22 protein-coding genes are annotated in these 20,178 nt (G+C 42.5%); 8 read left to right on the forward strand and 14 right to left on the reverse strand.

The features are described from left to right. Position 1: 1 nt before the first annotated feature. The 3 genes from gpmI to lptF form a co-directional block, all read right to left on the reverse strand. Positions 2-1,546, reverse strand: a complete 1,545-nt coding sequence (gpmI, locus tag AC5YCI_RS12340) for a 2,3-bisphosphoglycerate-independent phosphoglycerate mutase (protein ID WP_496130117.1) — start codon at positions 1,544-1,546, stop codon at positions 2-4. 111 nt (positions 1,547-1,657) lie between these two features. Then, positions 1,658-2,728: an LPS export ABC transporter permease LptG gene (lptG, locus tag AC5YCI_RS12345; protein ID WP_496130118.1), complete on the reverse strand. Its 1,071-nt coding sequence runs from the start codon at positions 2,726-2,728 to the stop codon at positions 1,658-1,660. 10 nt (positions 2,729-2,738) lie between these two features. After that, on the reverse strand, positions 2,739-3,830 hold the full coding sequence (gene lptF / locus AC5YCI_RS12350; RefSeq protein ID WP_496130119.1) for an LPS export ABC transporter permease LptF: 1,092 nt from the start codon (positions 3,828-3,830) through the stop codon (positions 2,739-2,741). Between the two features lie 148 nt (positions 3,831-3,978). Here lptF and AC5YCI_RS12355 point away from each other — a divergent pair, with 148 nt between their 5' ends. The 4 genes from AC5YCI_RS12355 (at position 3,979) to AC5YCI_RS12370 (ending at position 6,852) form a co-directional block, all read left to right on the forward strand. Continuing rightward, on the forward strand, positions 3,979-5,424 hold the full coding sequence (locus AC5YCI_RS12355) for a leucyl aminopeptidase (RefSeq protein ID WP_496130120.1): 1,446 nt from the start codon (positions 3,979-3,981) through the stop codon (positions 5,422-5,424). Further along, positions 5,417-5,824 (forward strand): DNA polymerase III subunit chi, encoded by a 408-nt coding sequence (locus AC5YCI_RS12360; protein ID WP_496130121.1) that lies wholly within the window; start codon positions 5,417-5,419, stop codon positions 5,822-5,824. Before AC5YCI_RS12355 ends, AC5YCI_RS12360 begins: the two co-directional genes overlap by 8 nt. Positions 5,825-5,839: 15 nt before the next feature. Further along, on the forward strand, positions 5,840-6,493 hold the full coding sequence (locus AC5YCI_RS12365) for a cell division protein BlhA (RefSeq protein WP_496175589.1): 654 nt from the start codon (positions 5,840-5,842) through the stop codon (positions 6,491-6,493). A gap of 140 nt (positions 6,494-6,633) precedes the next feature. After that, a complete protein-coding gene (locus AC5YCI_RS12370) occupies positions 6,634-6,852 on the forward strand; it encodes a hypothetical protein (protein ID WP_496130123.1) in 219 nt (72 codons plus the stop codon). A gap of 40 nt (positions 6,853-6,892) precedes the next feature. Here AC5YCI_RS12370 and AC5YCI_RS12375 read toward each other — a convergent pair whose 3' ends face one another. The 7 genes from AC5YCI_RS12375 to glnK form a co-directional block, all read right to left on the reverse strand. After that, on the reverse strand, positions 6,893-7,441 hold the full coding sequence (locus AC5YCI_RS12375; RefSeq protein ID WP_496130124.1) for a VTT domain-containing protein: 549 nt from the start codon (positions 7,439-7,441) through the stop codon (positions 6,893-6,895). A 120-nt stretch (positions 7,442-7,561) separates the two neighbouring features. Then, positions 7,562-8,221: a riboflavin synthase gene (locus tag AC5YCI_RS12380; RefSeq protein WP_496130125.1), complete on the reverse strand. Its 660-nt coding sequence runs from the start codon at positions 8,219-8,221 to the stop codon at positions 7,562-7,564. A gap of 28 nt (positions 8,222-8,249) precedes the next feature. Further along, entirely contained in the window at positions 8,250-9,545 is a 1,296-nt protein-coding gene (locus tag AC5YCI_RS12385; RefSeq protein WP_496130126.1) for a DNA adenine methylase, read from the reverse strand. After that, positions 9,542-10,618, reverse strand: a complete 1,077-nt coding sequence (gene ribD / locus AC5YCI_RS12390) for a bifunctional diaminohydroxyphosphoribosylaminopyrimidine deaminase/5-amino-6-(5-phosphoribosylamino)uracil reductase RibD (RefSeq protein WP_496130127.1) — start codon at positions 10,616-10,618, stop codon at positions 9,542-9,544. Before ribD ends, AC5YCI_RS12385 begins: the two co-directional genes overlap by 4 nt. After that, positions 10,619-11,086 carry a transcriptional regulator NrdR gene (nrdR, locus tag AC5YCI_RS12395; protein WP_496130128.1) on the reverse strand — a complete coding sequence of 156 codons (468 nt, stop codon included), beginning with the start codon at positions 11,084-11,086 and terminating at the stop codon, positions 10,619-10,621. Between the two features lie 117 nt (positions 11,087-11,203). Further along, the gene (locus tag AC5YCI_RS12400; RefSeq protein ID WP_496130129.1) at positions 11,204-12,598 is read right to left on the reverse strand and encodes an ammonium transporter; all 1,395 of its coding nucleotides are present in this window, start codon (positions 12,596-12,598) and stop codon (positions 11,204-11,206) included. A 60-nt stretch (positions 12,599-12,658) separates the two neighbouring features. Then, positions 12,659-12,997: a P-II family nitrogen regulator gene (glnK, locus tag AC5YCI_RS12405; RefSeq protein WP_122900455.1), complete on the reverse strand. Its 339-nt coding sequence runs from the start codon at positions 12,995-12,997 to the stop codon at positions 12,659-12,661. A gap of 274 nt (positions 12,998-13,271) precedes the next feature. Here glnK and AC5YCI_RS12410 point away from each other — a divergent pair, with 274 nt between their 5' ends. Both AC5YCI_RS12410 and AC5YCI_RS12415 read left to right on the forward strand, forming a co-directional pair. After that, a complete protein-coding gene (locus AC5YCI_RS12410) occupies positions 13,272-13,496 on the forward strand; it encodes an accessory factor UbiK family protein (protein ID WP_496130130.1) in 225 nt (74 codons plus the stop codon). A 67-nt stretch (positions 13,497-13,563) separates the two neighbouring features. Then, positions 13,564-15,051, forward strand: coding sequence for a YifB family Mg chelatase-like AAA ATPase (locus AC5YCI_RS12415; RefSeq protein WP_496130131.1), 1,488 nt, complete (start codon positions 13,564-13,566; stop codon positions 15,049-15,051). 75 nt (positions 15,052-15,126) lie between these two features. On the opposite strand, the gene AC5YCI_RS12420 is transcribed toward AC5YCI_RS12415, so the two are convergent. Continuing rightward, entirely contained in the window at positions 15,127-15,888 is a 762-nt protein-coding gene (locus AC5YCI_RS12420; protein ID WP_496130132.1) for a TorF family putative porin, read from the reverse strand. 307 nt (positions 15,889-16,195) lie between these two features. Next, entirely contained in the window at positions 16,196-16,963 is a 768-nt protein-coding gene (locus tag AC5YCI_RS12425) for a TorF family putative porin (RefSeq protein WP_496175590.1), read from the reverse strand. 315 nt (positions 16,964-17,278) lie between these two features. On the opposite strand from AC5YCI_RS12425, the gene AC5YCI_RS12430 reads away from it, so the two are divergent. After that, positions 17,279-18,577 (forward strand): OprD family outer membrane porin, encoded by a 1,299-nt coding sequence (locus AC5YCI_RS12430; RefSeq protein WP_496130134.1) that lies wholly within the window; start codon positions 17,279-17,281, stop codon positions 18,575-18,577. A 75-nt stretch (positions 18,578-18,652) separates the two neighbouring features. Here AC5YCI_RS12430 and ppa read toward each other — a convergent pair whose 3' ends face one another. After that, the gene (gene ppa, locus AC5YCI_RS12435; RefSeq protein ID WP_496130135.1) at positions 18,653-19,189 is read right to left on the reverse strand and encodes an inorganic diphosphatase; all 537 of its coding nucleotides are present in this window, start codon (positions 19,187-19,189) and stop codon (positions 18,653-18,655) included. A gap of 95 nt (positions 19,190-19,284) precedes the next feature. Further along, complete coding sequence (locus AC5YCI_RS12440) at positions 19,285-19,689, reverse strand: MAPEG family protein (RefSeq protein WP_496130136.1); 405 nt, start codon at positions 19,687-19,689, stop codon at positions 19,285-19,287. 92 nt (positions 19,690-19,781) lie between these two features. On the opposite strand from AC5YCI_RS12440, the gene AC5YCI_RS12445 reads away from it, so the two are divergent. After that, positions 19,782-20,165: a hypothetical protein gene (locus AC5YCI_RS12445; protein ID WP_496130137.1), complete on the forward strand. Its 384-nt coding sequence runs from the start codon at positions 19,782-19,784 to the stop codon at positions 20,163-20,165. The last annotated feature ends 13 nt before the right edge of the window (positions 20,166-20,178 follow it).

Below are 20,178 nucleotides of genomic sequence, written 5' to 3' on the forward strand. Positions count from 1 at the left end.
TTTATTTTAAAGTAATCAAGTTACGACCTTGCATTTCGGCAGGGATCGGTAACTGCATTAAGCTGAGCAGCGTCGGTGCAACATCGGCTAATACACCACCTTCAGCGATCTCTGCTTGGGTTGGGCCCACGTAGATAAATGGCACTAACTCAGTGGTATGTTGGGTATGTACCTGACCGCTTTGGTAATCTTGCATTTGTTCCACGTTACCATGATCGGCAGTGATGAGCATATGACCGCCTTTGGCCATCACAGCATCATACACACGGCCCAAGCATGTATCGACTGCTTCTACCGCTTTAACTGCCGCATCAAAGACACCAGTATGACCGACCATATCACCATTGGCATAGTTCACCACCAGTAGATCAAACTCACCCGATTGAATAGCTGCAACCAATTCATCAGTAACTTCAATTGCGCTCATTTCTGGTTTTAAGTCATAAGTCGCAACATTTGGTGATGGAATTAAAATACGTTTTTCACCTGGGTATTCATCTTCACGACCACCACTAAAGAAGAACGTCACATGCGCATACTTTTCAGTTTCAGCAATACGTAATTGAGTTTTACCTAAGTTAGATAGATATTCACCAATCGAGTTAACTAAGTCTTCTGGCATATAAGCTACAGGTGCATCAATGCTGGCTTGATAACGCGTTAACATCACAAACTTTGCTAAAGCAGGCACTACTTTACGTTCAAAACCGGCAAAGTCTTTTTCTACAAATGCTTTGGTAATTTCACGTGCACGGTCGGCACGGAAATTCATAAATACCACGCTATCGTTGTCTTGAATCGCTGCAACATCGCCAATGCGCGTCGCTTTAACAAATTCATCGTTTTCTTCAGCGGCATAAGCTAACGCTAAGCCTTCAACCGCAGTTGCTGCCGTACGTACCGCCTCACCTTCAGTCAATAAACGGTAAGCCTGTTCTACACGATCCCAACGATTGTCACGGTCCATAGCAAAGTAACGACCAATCATGCTGGCAATGCGACCTTGACCTGGATATTGGGCAAATAAAGCATCCAATTTTTGTAAAGATGGCTCAGCACTACGTGGTGGTGTATCACGACCATCTAAGAACGCATGTAAGTAAACTTTTGCACCGCGTTTTAGCGCAAGCTCTGCCATGGCCACAATATGGTCTTCATGTGAATGTACACCACCTTCAGACAATAAGCCCATAATGTGCACAGCGCCATTTTTCCCTTTGGCTTGTTCAACTGCATCAATCAGCACTTCATGCTTAAAGAAGTCACCTGTACGAATGTCTTTGGTAATACGGGTAAAGTCTTGATATAACACACGGCCAGCGCCAAGGTTCATATGACCCACTTCTGAGTTACCCATTTGACCATCAGGTAAACCCACGTCTTCACCAGAACCTGAGATTAAACCATGCGGATGCTTTTGCTGCATTGCCTTCAAATTTGGGCGTGCAGCCGCTAAAAACGCATTATCTTCAATTGCTTCGCGGTGACCCACACCATCCATAATCACTAATACGTGCGGGATTTTGCCAGCAGTTGCATCCGTCATAACCAATACTCTTGTGTCTACAAATTAAGCTCTATCTTACCCAATTTTTGGGTCAGACTCTATGTTTGGCTCATGGAGAAAACCTGAGCCTTAAATTGTTTTATTCCATGTTTAACGGGCGCGATGTAATAAATAACCGCCGACCATAAACATAAATAGAATTGGGATAAATACAAACCATGCAGGTGATGGTGAATACACTAAACTTGCATAGCCCAAGAAATCTTGTAAATAGAAGAAGGTTAAGCCCACAAACAAGGCAATCACCAAACGAAAGCCCATCGATTGCTGACGCAGCGGGCCAAAGATAAATGAGCAAGCAATCACCACCAAGGCAATTAAAGCAAAGGGCGCGGCCACTTTTTGCCAAAAGGCCAATTGATAGGTTTTAGGCACTTGGCTGTATTCATGCATATAGCCCATAAAACTCACCAATTGACTTGGCGATAAATCTTCAGGGTCAATGGTCACCATATGCACGTATTTTGGTTGCAAGGCCAAGGCTAAATCTGTATTGGCTGCTTTATTTAAACTGGCATTGCCTGCCGCTAATACATTCATTTCTTGGGTGTTTTGTAAGCGCCACTGGCCATCTTTGACAAAGCTACCTTGATCGGCCATTAAGGTGCCGCGCAAGCGATAATCGGCATCAAAATCTGTGACTTGCACGTTACGTAATTCACCTTGCGAGTTGGCATAGTCAATATAGATAAAGCGCTGCCCTTCACGGCTCCAATAGCCTTTAACTTCACCGAGTTCTGCCACGGCACGGTGACTTTTGACACTTTTGGCTTGTTCTGAACTATATGGAATTACCCATTCACTTAAAGCAAAAGATAAAATCACCAACAATAAGGCTGAGCGAATCACCCAACCGACAATGCGCCACAGACTCACACCAGCGGCACGCATGACGATCAATTCGCTATTTGATGCTAAGGTACCTAAACCCAAGACCGCACCAATTAAGGCGGAAATAGGTAAAATCTCATATAGAGCACTCGGTGCACCCCAGAGCACATACAACAACGCCTGCCATGCGCCATAACCGTCTTTGAGTTCACCTAATTCACCTAAATAGGTAAATAGAATTTGTAAGCCCGACAAGACTGCGGTGGCACCCAACATCGCTAAAGCTGTAGTTTGGGTCACATGTTTAGCAACAATACGACGTGCAAGCATTTTTATGACCTCACTTAGCTAACTTTTTACGAATTTTAGGTGCAAGGCTTTGCTTACGTGAAAACAGCATACCCGCTGCGCCATAAACCAATAGCACCAACGGATAGGCCCACATGCCCATTTCTTCTTTACTGATTCGGGTTTTTACCGCCATTAAGGCCACAATTAAGCTGGCAAAAATCAGTAAGGCTGGAAAGAGTTTTAAATAACGTCCTTGGCGCGGGCTGACTTCAGAGAGCGCAGTTGCCAAAATCAAGGCTATCACAATGGCAAAGGGGACAAAGACACGCCAACCAAGCTCACTCGCGACCACGGGATCTTGACGATTCTGCCAAAGCTCAGCGGTTCTTAATGCTTCAACTTCGGTGCTTTCAAATTTGGCTTCTTTATCGCTTTCTAAACGTAAACGATAGTTTTCAAATTCAGCTTGGCTATATTTAGCTGTACCTGGATAAATCTCGTAACGACGCCCTGCAGTCAAATCCACCACATTGGCATTGTCATTTTCAATCTCAACTCGGGTGGCTTCTTTGGCCAAAATCATCACATCAGGCTTGCCCTCTTTGGCTGCACGCTGATAGAAGAAAATATCTTTTAAATTTTTACGATCTTCAGATAAGTCACCGGCATAAATGGTGTATTGCCCCGATGAAATAAACTCTTTAGGACGAACTAAGTCAAAACCAGTACGTACCGCTTGCGTACTGGTGAGTTGTTCAAACTGACGGATACCCCACGGCGCAATCCATAGCATTAACGCGGCTTGCACCGCCAAAAACACTACTGTCATTGGAATAAGTAGACGTGATAAACGGTTACGGCTCATGCCACTGCCATTTAAGACCGCCATCTCATGGTCAACGTATAAGCGCCCAAACACCAACATTAAGCCAATAAAAAAGCCCAGTGGAAGAATTAAGGTTAAAAACTCAGGTAAACGGTAGCCGATAATGCTAAACAAAATACTGGCATCCAAACGCCCTTGCGCTGCCACACCAAAGTATTTGATCAGTCGACCGCCCATCATAATTAAGGTCAGTAAAGCAATCACCACCAAGGAGGTCGACACGACTTGCTTGACCAGATAACGCCGAATAATCAAATTAATTCTTCCAAAAAATGCCCGAATAAACTCGCATTAGTTTACCCGAATGTTGAAAATATAAAACCTGCTTGTTGAAACTCTACACATCCACGAGTTTCAGTGGTTTAATGGATCATAAAACTTTAAAAAGGCCTGAATACCGTATATGAAACTTAATATGAATACGTCATTCACTCAGAATACGTCTAGCCAGTCTTTGTTGATTTTAGTTGATTCTGAACAAGTACAACAGGCGGCAACCACTTATTCGATCAATGACTTGGCGCAATTAACACAAGCTACACAATTTAAAGCCAGCCCAAGCGAAACTTTAAGCTTAATCGCACAAATTAAAGATGCGCCCAATGCCACTTTAGTTGGCTTAGGTAAAGCGGCAGATATTACTGCAAATAAATTAGCAAAAATTGCGCAAACCATTATCAAAGCAACACAAAAAAAATTCCAAAGCATTAGCATTGATATTTCAGCTTTGCCTCAAGAACAGCATTATTTATTTGCCTTAAGCCTCACTCAAGCAGCCTACGGCTTTGATGAATTTAAATCCAAGAAAAACGAATTTGTTTTAAATGAAATTCATTTAATTGCAAGCAATAGCACACTCACTACAGAACAATTACGTTTAGTTGAAGCGGTAGAACGTGGTCAAAACTACGCACGTGACTTAGGCAACCGTCCGGGTAATATTTGCTTCCCTGAATATTTGGCCGAACAAGCGCAAGCTTTAGCCGCAGAGTTCCCTGATCTATTAAAAGTTACGGTACTGGATGAACAGCAAATTGCTGATTTAGGCATGGGTGCGTTTTTAGCAGTCAGCAAAGGTTCGGATCGTCCGGGTCGTATTATTACCCTTGAATACCAAGCTGAGCGCTCAGAAGCACCTGTGGTATTGGTAGGTAAAGGCATTACCTTTGATACAGGCGGTATTTCATTAAAACCAGGCGCAGGCATGGATGAAATGAAATACGATATGTGTGGTTCAGCCTCTGTACTGGGTACTATGCGTGCCTTATGTGAAGCAAAATTGCCTATTCATGTGGTGGGCACCATTGCTGCGGCTGAAAATATGCCATCAGGCGGTGCAACACGTCCGGGTGATATTGTCACCACCATGAGCGGTCAAACTGTAGAAATCTTAAATACCGATGCCGAAGGTCGTTTAGTCCTTTGCGACACGCTCACCTATGTCAAACGCTTTAATCCTGCAATTGTGATTGATATTGCGACTTTAACTGGCGCATGTGTAGTGGCACTGGGTTCGGTACTCACAGGTATGTTTAGCCCAGATGACGAACTGGCACAAGAAATTGAAACAGCAGGCCAACAATCATTTGACCGTGTCTGGCGTATGCCGGTGATTGATGACTATCAAGAACAATTGGATTCTCCATTTGCCGATATTGCCAACATTGGTGGGCCTAAAGCCGGTTCTGTGACCGCAGCATGTTTCTTACAACGCTTTACCCGTGACTATCGTTGGGCGCACTTAGATATTGCGGGTACAGCATGGGCTTCAGGTGCCAATAAAGGTGCAACAGGTCGTCCAGTACCACTGCTTATGCAAATTTTAGCGAACCGTGTACAGCATGGCTAAAGTCAGCTTTTATCTATTTGAACAAAGCGACGAACGGCAAGTGGCAATCACTTGCCGCTTATGCCGCAAGATTTTAAAGCAGCCAGAGAAAATCTGGCTGTATACTGCAGACTCTGAACTGCAACAGCAGTTAGATGAGGCGCTGTGGAGCTTTGATGCCAGTAGTTTTTTAACGCATGGCATTGATGAGCCTCACGCCAGTATTTGTATTTCAGCCGAATTACCCAATTCAAGTGAATGGATTGTGTTTAATTTTAACAAGCATGCACTTGAACAATATCAGGCTTTTAGCCACATTATTGAAATTATCGAAAATCACTCGGAAGCCAAAGCTTTGGGCCGAGAAAAATTTAAACAATATCGCCGTCTTGGGATTGAACCGCGTACGTTCAAACTGTAATTAAGGAGATCCGTGGTGACATTAAACGTCGGTCAAGATTTTAAACAGCGTTGGTTAGCAACACCCTTAGCTGTACGTCAGGTGTATTTAGATGACCTCGCCCGGATTTGTGATTTATTACAGCCTGAAATGGATAGCCATAAATGGTTGGAGCAGGATCAACGTGCCATTATTGAATCTGAAGCGCGTATTAAACAAGGCTATTTAGATTATCAAGCTGAATTATTGGCGGCTAAACGCTTACGTGAACGCTTAGCCCTTGAAGCCCAATTGGCGCAAAAACGTACTTTAGCGAAACAAAAAGAAGCTGAACTTGCAGCAGAAGAACAGCGTAAGCAACATGCACAAAATCAATTACTCAGCGTCTTACGCCAACAACAAGCTCAAGCCCTAACCACATATATCGCACGTTATCAGAAAAATCCTGAGCAGCATTACCCGCATTTTAATAAAGCCTTTAGAGTGCCAGACACCAGTATGTTATCCGAACTTGAAAGTGTACGCTTACGTTTGGAACTCGAAGCTGAAAGTGTTATTGAAGCTAAAGTGGCAGAATTGCGCCGTGTCTTACAAGCGGCTGCCAAAGAAGAAATTGCTTTAGCTTTAAAACATAGTGCCTTTGCGCAACAAGAAAAAATTGCCGTAAATGATGAACAAATCACCTTATAAGACTTAAGTCTTTAACACCTCACACTGCTGTTTTTGTCATCAAACTGACATATCTTTGTCACAAGATAATCAAATAAATGTAAAGATTCTCAGAATCTGAGCATTTGAGGGTAATAAATAACAACAGTGATGGGGTCACTATGGATATTTTAAATCAAGTGTCAGCAAAGATCGCGGCTTTACAAAGCGGTGATCAATGGGTCATAACTGCCGAACAATTATGGATGAGCCGTGCTGATTTTCAGTCCTTATCTGTCTATTTAAGCCGTGAAGCCGTAGAAGGAGACTTCTCTGTTGATTTAGCCAAACAAATCTCTGCATGGCTAGGTCATAGCGCACTGACTGTGACGAAACATTAAAATATTCTGGATAAAAAGCTCATTTTAAAATGGGCTTTTTTTATATAATCAGGTCTTTAAAGAAACCAAGAATATTACCTAATCCATAACCAATAGATAGCAACACCCCTATCCATAAGGCACTGCCTAAAATGTTATATAACATAAAGCTCGCTACATTCATGCGCGCTGAGCCGGCAGCAAAAGGTGCAAAAGAACGAACAAAAGGTACAAAACGTGCAATTAAGATGGTTAAGGCACCATGCTTACAAAAATAGGCATTGGTCTTTTGCATATACTCAGGCTTAAAAAAACGTGAATGTTGATTAAAATACTTAATGCCCAAAATTTGACCGGTATAGTAATTAATGACATAGCCTAAAGCTGCAGCAATAAACAGCAAGATGCCCATATATTGCAAATGTACATCACTACTGGTCGAGCACAATGCACCTACCGCGATCAGCAAACTATCACCTGGCAAAAAGAACATAAATACCGAGCCCGTTTCAGCTAAAATCACTGCAAACAAAATGGCGTAAATCCAGATACCATATTGCTCAAGTAGCATGGGCAGCCACTGTTCTAAGTGCAGTAAAACATCCATCATGGTTGTAATTCCATAGTGTGTATTCTCCTGCAAGTGCTTGCTATTTCAGTAAAAAATCTGGTTGTACCATAAAAAAACAGTCTAATTTTTCAACTAGACTGTCTATAGGAACTGATAGTTTTACTTCAAGAAACCATTTTCTGCAAGAAAATCCATACTAATTTTTGATGCTTGCGGCTGTTCAGCGGCCTGATCACCGAGCAATAAGCGCTCAATATAACGTGCCAAAACATCAACTTCTAAATTGACTTTACTGCCCATTTTCCATGTAGAAATGTTAGTACGTTCTGCAGTATGCGGAATTAAATTTAAACTTAAAATATTGCCACGCAAATGGTTAATCGTGAGGCTAACTCCATCTACAGTGATCGAGCCTTTTTCCGCTAAATACTTGGCAATTTCACGTGGTGCCGTCACTTCAAAATACAAAGAACGTGCATCTTGACGTACAAGTGTAATTTCACCAACAGCATCCACATGACCTGAGACAATGTGTCCACCAAAGCGTGTGGTCGGTAGCATGGCTTTTTCAACATTGACCGCTTGACCCACTTGCCAAGTGCCCAGTGTGGTACGACTTAAGCTTTCGCGTGATACATCAGCAGCATACCAATTGTCGCCCCATGCAATCACGGTTAAGCAAATGCCATTGGTGGCAATCGAATCGCCCAAATGCACATCAGACATATCTAAATCAGTTTGAATACGTACCCGTACGTCACCGCCTACGCTTTGTAAGCTCTCTACTTTCCCTAAACTTTCAACAATGCCTGTAAACATAAGCGGCTCTCTAATCTCTATTTTTTATTTACCATAACGCCAATTGCGTGGTCACACTACTGGTATCTACCCCACCCAATTCTGCATAGTGATGCAATTGGGTCAGCAACTGACGTAGTGGTGGCCCAGATTTCGCGTGTGTATCGGTAATCACAATAAATTCTAATACCCTTGCCCGCTCGGACTGACGTTGCTTACTCACTCGGTAACGTGGCACATCTTGGGTCAATAACGTCACTCGACCACGTTTTAAATTGGCTTGCAGTAAGTCTGCTGCGTCGATATTACCATCGGTTGAATAACTGGTCAGAATATAACGCGCATTAATGGTTTCTACTAATTTCTCATAAGCTTCTTTAGCATGTCGCGATGAATTATACGGACTCGGACGCTCTTTACGCCATGCACGGTCAATGCCGCTTTTAAAGCCTTTGGTGTCTGGGGTTGGTAAATCGACCTGATCCCAAAGGGTTAAGGCATTGAGCACATGGTAATTACTACTATAAGCATGCTGATTATAAGGGGGATCTAAATAGGCAATATCCACTTCAAAGCTGCTCATTTGATTAGCCAAATGCTGGGCATCCACACACCAAACTTCCGCCGCAGGTTGTTGGCTGGCGCCAACATCGCAAAAACGGCTTGGCGTAAGCCACAGTAACGATTCAATTCGCTCTAATGCGGTTTGGGTTTTACCGCCCCAACCATGATGAAAACTTTTAAATACTCCAGAGGTATTACTGACAAAACTGGCTGAATATAACAGCGGTGCCAGTAATGCACTCATTTCCACATCATCAATTGCACCTTGGGCTTGCCAAGTGGCAATTTGCTGCCGAATCGCGTCAATGCGCATACCGTTACGACGTTTAAAGAATAAACGGTCGCGACTTGGGTCATAAATCTCATCATTACGCGGACAAAGATTATGCGTGACCCAGCCTTTGACTTCGGGCAAGCGATTTAAATAATCAATGGCTTTTTGATAGCCACCCAATTCTTTAAAGGCAGGTGCTTCGGTGCAAGATAAAATGGCGCTGTTCAGCGCATGACTATACGGTTCCCAGTCATTGGCAATCACGCGATAACCATTTTGCCGTGCTAAGCGTGATACCACACCTGAACCTGCAAAGAAATCAGCAAAAATTGGCGAGCGACCATCATCACGTTTTAAAGTGCCGGTGGTTTCTAGGGCTTCTAAAATAAGATGCAATAAACGACGCTTATTGCCTAAATACGGCACCAATTGATGGAAAAGGTATTCATCAGTCGTGCGCGCAGCATGACGACGTTTATGATAAACCGTAGATGACTCTGAACTCATAGTGTCTCTTGCATTGGAATCAGTCTTAAACGCACATCGTTGCCCACTTGCGCAAGGTCGATGAGTTTAAAACGTTGTTGCTCTGCCATACGGCTAAATTCAGCGCTAAACATGGCGCGTGCACTGCTGCCTAAAAAAGTTGGGGCAACATAACTGAGCACTTCATCGACCAAATTGGCTTGTAAAAATGCGGTCGAAAGTGTGGCACCGGCCTCCACCAATACATCGTATATTTGTTTATCTTTGAGTGTTCTGAGTAAATCTTCTAGACTTTGGATCTCAAGTTGTTCCACCCCTAAATCGGCTAAATCTTGGCGATATGGCCCCATCACCATCACCTGTTCAGGCTGAGCTAAAATTTTCGCTGTTAAAGCTAAACGTCCTTGACGGTCTAAAATAATCCTTTTGGGTTGAAACACTTGTGCTACATCAAACCCTTTTAGCTCACGAACATTCAACTGGCAGTCATCGGCAAGTACAGTTTCAATCCCTGTAATGACTGCACCTGAAATCGCGCGCCAGTGCTGTACATCTAAACGAGCCTCAGCACCAGTAATCCATTTCGATTCACCTGATGCCATCGCTGTACGCCCATCTAGACTAGAGGCTACTTTCAGGCGTACATAAGGTAGACCTGTTGCCATGGCCTTTAAAAAGCCTAAATTGAGCTGATGCGCTTGGTCTTGACATAGCCCCACCTCAACCTCAATACCTGCATTACGTAAGATGTGTACACCCTTACCTGCCACCAAAGGATTTGGGTCAGGACAAGCCACCACCACTTTTGCGACACCCGCCTCGACTAGGCCTTTGGCACACGGCGGTGTGCGTCCATAATGCGCGCAAGGTTCTAAGGTCACATAAGCAGTCGCACCTTGGGCTTGCTGACCTGCGGCACCTAAGGCAAACACTTCTGCATGTGGCTGACCGGCTTTAGGATGAAAGCCCTCACCCACTAAATTACCATCTTTAACAATGACACAACCAACATTCGGATTGGGTTTGGTTGTGTATTGCCCTGCACGCGCCAATGCTATCGCACGTTGCATCCAGATTTGATCTGAGTTTTGCATTTATTCGCTCTCTTGATCGCGTTGCTGCATTTGTTCAATCTGACGACGAAATGCTTCTACATCTTGGAAGTCTTGATAAACTGAGGCAAAACGCACGTAGGCCACATGATCCATAGCAAATAAAGCTTGCATGACAATTTCACCAATGGTGCGTGATTTGACATCACGTTCGCCCAAACGACGAATTTTAAGCTGAATATCGCTCAATACTGCTTCTATTTGTTCTTGGGTAACAGGACGTTTTTGTAGTGCGTGCATTAAAGAGCGACGTAATTTGGCTTCATCAAAAGGTTCATTTTTACCATCGGATTTAATTACCCGTGGCATCACCACTTCATAACTTTCAAAAGTGGTAAAACGCTCACCGCAACTAATACATTCACGACGACGACGAATTTGACATCCCTCAGCTGCCAAGCGTGAATCAATTACTTTACTATCTGCAGCGTTGCAAAATGGACAATGCATAGCGGTAAAATTGAACCCAAAAAATGAATTCGAAGTGTAGCAAAATGTAGCGCTTTACGCTAGATATGGAAAAAAAACAGCCCTTTCGGGCTGTTTAATACTATATATAGGATTTAATTAATCGACACGTTCACCATGTTGACTTAAATCTAGGCCCATACGTTCATCGTCAGAAGCCACACGAATACCAATGGTCATATCGAGAACTTTTAAGATAATAAACGTGAGTATTGCTGAATAAGCTACAGTTGCCAGTACACCTTCAATTTGAACCCAAAGTTGGCTCATTAAATTGGCAGGCACTGCGTCACCCATAATAAATTCACTCGCAAAGAATGCAGTTAAGATTGCACCCACAATACCACCTACACCATGTAAACCAAAGGCATCAAGTGAGTCGTCGGCTTTAAGTAAACGTTTTAATGCGGTAATACCCCAGAAACATACCACGCCACCAATTAAGCCCATAGCTAAAGCACCACCTACAGTGACAAAACCTGCTGCAGGGGTAATGACCACCAAACCTGCCACCGCACCTGAGGCACCGCCCAACACGGATGCTTTACCACGTACTAATTTTTCAGTAATTAACCAAGAGAGGGTTGCTGCCGCTGCTGCGACTTGCGTCACCACTAAAGCATAACCTGCTGAACCATTAGCACCTAAAGCTGAACCGCCGTTAAAGCCAAACCAACCTACCCACAGTAAACTTGCACCCAGTACAGTTAAAGTAAGGTTATGTGGTGCCATTGATTCACGTCCAAGTCCCATACGTTTACCCAACATATACGCTGCAATTAAGCCAGCAACACCTGAGTTGATGTGTACCACTGTACCACCCGCAAAGTCGAGCGCGCCATCGTTACCCAGCCAGCCGCCACCCCATACCCAGTGGGTAATTGGTGCATAAACCACAATCGACCAAATCGCGATGAATGCCACAAAAGCACCAAATTTCATACGCTCTGCAATCGAGCCACTAATAATGGCAACTGTAATAATCGCAAAGGTCATTTGGAAAATAACAAATAGAATTTCGGGAATGGAACCACTTAAGGCGTCAGTGCCAATACCAGACAGCATGACTTTATCTAGATTACCAATAAAGGCATTGCCTTCACCAAAGGCCAGTGAATAACCCACGGCAACCCATGTAATACTGACTACAGCTGCAGCCACAAAACTATGTGCCATGGTACTTAATACGTTTTTTTTACGTACCATGCCCGCATAAAATAGTGCTAGACCCGGAATGGTCATGAGTAGCACCAGTGCAGTCGAAATCAAAATCCAGGCGGTATCACCTGTATCTAAAGTTGCTTCTGGCTCAGCTTCTTGGACAACAGGCACGACCTCTACTGCATCAATTGCTGCTGCGGAGTCTGTAGTTTGTGTTGTGACCACTGTAATATTTTGACTAGGCGTTTCTACTGCAGTCGCTTCTTGAGCCCATACAGCAGAACCACCTAATAATGCGCTGGATAAACCAAACGCAAGCAGCGCTTTTTTCATTCGTTTCCCCCAACCGTGTTTTTGTAAGTTATGCCCTATTGAGCAAACTTCATGCCAACCTTAAACTGCGTCAGCACCTGTTTCACCGGTACGGATACGAATAACTTGCTCTAAGTTCGTCACAAAAATTTTGCCATCACCAATTTTGCCAGTGCTAGCAACACGCGTGATAGATTCGATGACAGCGTCCACCATATCGTCACTAATTGCGATTTCAATTTTCACTTTTGGTAGAAAATCAACAACATATTCAGCGCCACGATACAGTTCAGTATGACCCTTTTGACGACCAAAGCCTTTCACTTCAGTCACCGTGATGCCTTGTACGCCAATTTCAGATAAAGCTTCACGTACGTCATCAAGTTTGAATGGTTTAACAATTGCAGTTACGAGTTTCATGTTTATATTCCTTCGGTTTCTTGCACCAGTAAGGTTTTATGTTCAATTTCCGTGCCAAAGCCTTAAGGTTGGGGGATGTTAAGGCTTTTCACGTGCCTCTATTTATACATTATTTTGACCATTCGCACGTAGTGAGAATCTTAAAAAAAATACATATTTACTCAGAAAATAACGATTAAGCTTATTGAAGCGAGGGATATTTTTCTATCACGACTAGGGTCAAACAGCCAGCAATGCTACACTGAATAGACTTTGTTATTCATTGGACCTATCTATGTTCGAAACTTTGATTCAAGCCATTTTGCAGCAAGTTGAACAACCTAAAAAAGACTTAGAACATAACCTTAGAGCCTTATTACAAGAAGCAGTCAGCAAGATGGATTTAGTGTCGCAAGAAGAAATTGAGCGTCAACGCCAAGCCTTAGTACAGGCGAATTTACGTTTAGACAAACTTATGCAACACGTTGAAGCACTCGAACAGCAGCTTAAAGAGAAATAAGCACTCATTTTGTGCGTTTTTTAAGCAAAACAGTCCAGATCCTCTGCACCAATAAGGAGCAATCTAGATGTCGTTTGCAAAAATCTACACCCGTGGTGTACTCGGTTTAGACGCACCACTCATTGAAGTTGAAGTTCATATTAGTCAAGGCTTGCCTTCCTTAACTATGGTGGGCTTAGCTGAAGCTGCGGTACGCGAAAGCAAAGATCGGGTCCGCTCTGCCATTATTAACAGTGGCTTTAGTTTTCCCACGAAACGCTTAACCATTAACTTAGCACCTGCAGATTTGCCTAAAGATGGTGCACGCCTCGATTTAGCCATTGCATTGGGGATTCTAATTGCATCAGGACAACTCCCTGAACATGCAACTGAACAACTCGAATTTATTGGCGAATTGGCTTTGGACGGCCAATTACGCCCTACCACAGGCACATTAAGCATTGCAATTGCTTGTCAGCAAGCGGGACATCAATTGATCTTACCCCATGACAATGCTCATGATGCTGCCAAGTTAAACGATTTTCAGGTCTTTGCAGCCACACGTTTAACTCAAGTTTGTGCACATTTATCGGGTCAGCAACCTTTGGCTGCCTACCAATATCAGCAAAAAGATACTCAGCTTACCCCTAAGCTGGACTTAGCCGATGTTAAAGGGCAACTCAGAGCACGGCGCGCTTTAGAAATTGCTGCGGCAGGTGGGCATTCATTATTATTTAAAGGCCCACCGGGTACGGGTAAAACTTTACTGGCCTCACGTTTAGCGGGTATTTTGCCGCCTTTGAGTTTAGAAGAGAACCTGCAAGTTGCGCGGATTTATTCGGTTGCTAATCTTAACCATCAGTTTGGTGAACGGCCTTTCCGTGCCCCACATCATACCGCTTCAGCCATTGCATTGGTGGGTGGTGGCTCACAGCCTAAACCAGGTGAAATTACTCTGGCTCATTTAGGTGTATTATTTTTAGATGAATTACCCGAGTTTGATCGAAAAGTGTTAGAGGTGTTGCGTCAGCCACTCGAGTCCAAAGAAATTGTGATCTCACGCGCCTCTAGACAAATGAGCTTTCCCGCCAACTTCCAATTGATTGCTGCCATGAATCCTTGTCCATGTGGTTATGCATTTCATCAAGATCAGCGTTGCCAATGTTCAGCAATTGCTATTCAGCGTTATCAAAATCGTATTTCTGGACCTTTGTTGGATCGTATCGATTTACATATTGATGTACCGCCCTTACCGGCAAGTGAGTTACAAAGTACAGCTCCTGCAGAAGATTCAAGTACAGTACGCGCACGTGTCATTCAGGCCTATGACACGCAAATACACCGACAAAATTGCCTCAATGCCAGCTTAAGTCCAAAGCAACTTGAACACTACGCTGCTTTAAACCCACAAGCCGAGCAGATGTTAGCCCTCGCTCAGCAGCGCCTTCATTTATCTGCACGGGGCTATCATCGGGTGTTACGTGTAGCACGTAGTATTGCTGATTTAGCCTTGGTCGATCACATTGAAAGTCAACATGTTACAGAAGCATTGTCCTATCGTAGTGCTGAGCATTAAATTAAATACAGCCCTATGCAAGCCATTAAAAAGGCGACCATCTGGCCGCCCTTATTTGGCTTAATGAGACTTAACTTAGAAGCTATAACTTAAGCCAAAGACCACTTTGTTTTTTTGTTTTTCATCCACACGGTCATAACCACCCACCACAAAATCAATGCTCATATCGGCACCTGTATTACCCAATGGATGACTTAAGCCCACATTGAAGTGACGGAAACCAAAATCCTCTGTGGTGTCAAAGTATTTGCTCTGATCATCATTATAGTAGTACAAGCCTAAAGCGGTATTTAAGGTAAAATCTCGCGGCAAGGGATGGCTATATGAAGCAAGCACATAGGTATCACCTGTGTTACCCCATGCTACATCGTCCCATAAGGTTTGTGCGGTTAAACTTAGGTCTTTGTAGTTGATACCCACAACGCTTTCAAGCGCATTTACATCCGCATCTGACTCATAATAGTAATAATAGACAGCGCCAAGGTTATAGCCCCAATCATCGTTAATCGCGCCGTTATAACCTAAATAAAAATCATGCTCAAAGGTATCACTGCCGGTATATTCATCTCGCTCGGCATCATAATCAGTAAGTGAATAACCAATGGTCGAACCCCAGTAACCAGCATAAAAACCAGATGCATGGCTGTAATCTAAGCCGCCTTGAATGGTGGCTTGATCATTTTCTGGCGCATTGGTCAAACCACGTAAGTAGTAACTTGAAACCACAGCAATATTGCCGCTAATTTGATGGTCAGATGCAGCTTTGTCTGCTGCAAAAGTGCTGCTCGTGGCCAAAGCGAGTAAGAGCGCGGCTGATATTTTTGTTGTAAACGGCATGAATTTTCCCCTGCACAGATGGCATCGATATCAAGATTGATTTTTGTTAAATCTGTTTTAGCAATTGCTATGCCAATGCTGCTAAATCGTGTGGTTAAAAATAGATTAAAATTTAGTTAATTATTTGTTTAATATTTATTTTTAATAGAGAAAATGTTTATTTTTTACAGCTCATTTTTGTACTCCAATTAATAGATTTACTGCTTATATCGTTTAAACATGCATAAAATTCAAGCATTTTGATCAACTAAAACCTTTTTGCTTAAAAAAGGTGCAGCCATTTAGATCAAGCTGCACCATTTTTGATTTAAAAACTATAGTTAAGCCCAAACACAACATGCTCATCCAAATCTTGTTTATAGCGGTCTTGGCCACCCCAAATATAATCAAGCGCCATAGAAAGCCCTGTATTGCTCAAAGCTTTAGCTAAGCCAAAACGTACTTCAGTGAACTGATGTTGTTTCAGGGTTGCCACCACTGCATCATCACGTTGTTTATTGTACAGTGAATAGCCAAGACTAGTATTGAGCGCAAAGTCTAGTGCTAATGTATAGCTATAAGCTGCACTTACATACACATCACCCGCATTGGCATAATTTACGTCACTCAGCATGACTGCTAAACCTAAACTAAAATCTTGATAATGCAGACTGTTGAACAGTTCAACACCTGTGCTACGGCGTTGATCCTGCCCATCTTCGCTATACACAGTACCCCCACCTTGGTAAATATAGCTCACTAATTGCGTGCTATAACTCCACTTTTCATTCAGCTCATTTGCATAGCCCACATATAAGTCATGCTCAAAGCCATGCTGTTTATCGTTCTTAGGTTGGTAGTTTAAAGTTGAGCCCCAATAACCGACACTCCACCCAGTTGGATGTGCATATTCAATCCCACCTTGCACAGCCACCTTATCGTTTTCTTCACCCCCACGATAAATATATTTTGAAACCAAGCCAATCTCAGCTGAAAATTCACCTTGCTGTGTTTGCCCCACACTGTCTGCCCAAGTCAGCGTTGTTGCCATTAGACCTAAAGCCAATAGTATTATTTTGTATTGAGTCGTTAACATAAGGTTGTATTTTTTGTTGATTTAAATTATCCAAATTATACCGTGTTATAGGTTTATGATTAAAAAAACGGCATTAGTTTTGTGATAATTTTAGACATATATTTATGTTTTTAAAAAGAAAAACTAATTTTAACTCTCGTTTTAAAACTACTGAGTTAAAAAAAAATATCGCATCCTAATGCTCAATTGTGTACTTTTGATGAAAGAAAGTTTACAAAAACTATATTTTGCAGCCAAATTGTTATAAATCCAATTAGCAATTCGCCAGAATATTATCCCCAATCACTATCTAATTTTGTATGAGGCTCTCTCCCAATGCAAAAACTTACCTTGGCAGTTTTCATCCAAGCTGCATTGATTTCATCTGTATACGCAAGTGAACAAAGCGAAGCGAAAGGCTTTGTTGAAGGTGCGGAAGGCACCGTACTTTTCCGCACTGGTTTTTTAAACCGTGATAAGAAAGACAGTAACACAGACACCAGTTCTACTGCACAGACTGCAATTGTAAAACTTGATTCTGGCTTTACCCAAGGTGTTGTTGGTTTTGGTGCGGGTATTATTGGTGATGCGTCAATTAAACTTGGCGAAAACAAAAATGCGGGCAATGGCATGATTCCACGCCATAACCCAAATGCGGATGGTACACCAGGCGATGCCTATGATCATTGGGCACGTGGTGGTGCGTATGTAAAAGCACGTATTTCAAATACCACTGCAGTTTATGGTACTCAAGTTTTAGATATTCCTGTACTTGCGTCAAATACAGCACGTTTAGTGCCTGAATATTTTGAAGGCGTGTTAGTCACCAGTAATGAAATTGAAAACCTAGAATTGACCGCAGGTAAATTCACTAAAAACCAATATTCTGATCAAATTAACTCTGATGGCAATAAACTAGACCGTGCTGTAGTTTGGGGTGCAAAATACACGTTTAATGATGACTTAAATGCATCTTACTGGGGTACAGAGGTTAAGGACAAATTAGAACGTCACTATGCCAACCTAAACTATACCCATGGCTTAAAAAATGATGCCTCATTAAACTTTGACTTTAGTGGTTATCACACTGATTTTGAGCCAGGGACCACTTACTCAGCAATTGTCGCTGATCCTTTAACACAAGAAACTCAAAACTCAATTTGGGCAGTTTCGACTAGCTATAGCAAAGACGTACATAACGTTGCTTTAGCGTACCAACAAAACTCAGGTAACGTAGGCTATGACTACGGTGGTAATGCTGATGGTGTACAAAGTATTTACCTACCAAACTCATACCTTTCTGACTTCATTGGTAACGATGAAAAATCATTAGGCCTACAATACAACTACAACTTTAAGAATCATGGTCTTCCAGGTTTAAATTGGACTGCCGCCTATGTATATGGTTGGGACATTAAAGCCACCGACAATAACGGTAACATGACCACTGACAATGCGAAAGAAAGCGAATTCTTTAACCAGGTCAAATACACCGTACAATCTGGTGCAATGAAAGATGCAAGCTTGCGCCTACGTCACTCATACTACCGTGCTGATCAAGCCTATAACGATGCTTACATGGCAGACACCAACGAATGGCGTATTTGGTTAGATATTCCTGTAAAATTATTTTAATTTTTAAGAATATATACCCATAAAAAAACCTGCACAGTGTGCAGGTTTTTTTATTTTCAAATAATTTATTTAAAATTATTTGTTTGCTTCTGCATAAGCTGAAATTGAGCTGAGTACTTCTTGTTTTGCAACATCAGCACCTTCCCAACCACTTAACTTCACCCATTTGCCTGGTTCTAAGTCTTTGTAGTGTTGGAAGAAATGTTCGATTTGGCTGATCAATAGTGGAGGCAGATCAGTATATTCTTGAACGTCTTTGTAGATTGGCGTTAATTTGTCATGTGGCACCGCAACAAGTTTCGCGTCAACACCACCATCATCTTCCATGTTCAGTTTACCTACAGGACGGCAACGAATCACAGAACCTGGTTCTACAGGGTGTGGCGTCACAACAAGTACGTCTAATGGGTCACCATCAAGTGATAATGTGTTTGGCACATAACCGTAGTTTGCTGGGTAGAACATTGCTGTACCCATGAAACGGTCTACAAACAATGCGTCAGAATCTTTGTCGATTTCGTATTTAATTGGTGCTGCGTTTGCAGGAATTTCAATGATTACGTAGATATCGTTTGGTGCGTCTTTACCCGCTGGGATGTTGCTGTAGCTCATAGCATCACTCTCAAATTAAGCTGTATTTCAAAGCGCAATTATAGCGACTTTGCCTTTCAATCACGCAGCGATTATACACCGCTAGACAGGATTTTTTAGCCCACTGTCAGCTTAATCACCAGCAACAATAATAAAACTGGACACGATAACGCCATAAACCACACAATCGAACGTAGCGTTGCCCAATTCAACACATAGCATAGACCATAGATGATACGTAATACGATATAAGCAATACCAAAAGTCATGATGATACTTTGTGGCAATACCATATATTCAGCAATTAAGATTGCAGCAATAAATAAGGGTAAGCCTTCAAAGCTATTTTGCTGGACGGCATGGGCACGTGCAGCCAAACCTGTGGTTTTACTTAAAAATTCACGTGGATTTTGGTTATCTTGAGCACGAAAGCCCCCTGCTACTTTGGCAATGACCGCAAATACATAGGGTAATAAGCAGGCAATTAAAATCAGATAAATAATTCCACTTATGCTTTGCATCTATATTCATTCTCAAGTTGCGCTAAGCTTGCATCATAGCATGGCAATTTTGTTAAATAGAGCCTTTGCTACAATTGCACTTAGGTTGGGTTATGAACGATCAAGAACAACAGAAAATGTTTGCTGTCCTCGAGCAGCAAAAATTACATCAGCAACGCGTTGATGGCGTACTTAAAATCGTTTTACCAGTTGTGGCTTTTTTACTGGCCATGATTTGCGCTAACTTTAATATTCTTTCCACCTTAGGCACTATCATCACGATGACCTTGGCTTTTTGGATGGTTGGCATTAAACGTAAAGTACTTTGGCACTGGGCGACTATTGTGATTGTGTATTGCTTGGCTGACAATCTGTATAGTTATGGCAATGGCTTTAATTTAGATGCCTTTGGACGCCAATGTGGCACCATGATTTTATTCTTATGGATTATTGGACTAGGTCGTCCTTATATTGACCGTTGGTTGATGAAAAAATAAAAAAAGCGCCTGA

This window comes from Acinetobacter sp. CY17, from assembly GCF_059515825.1.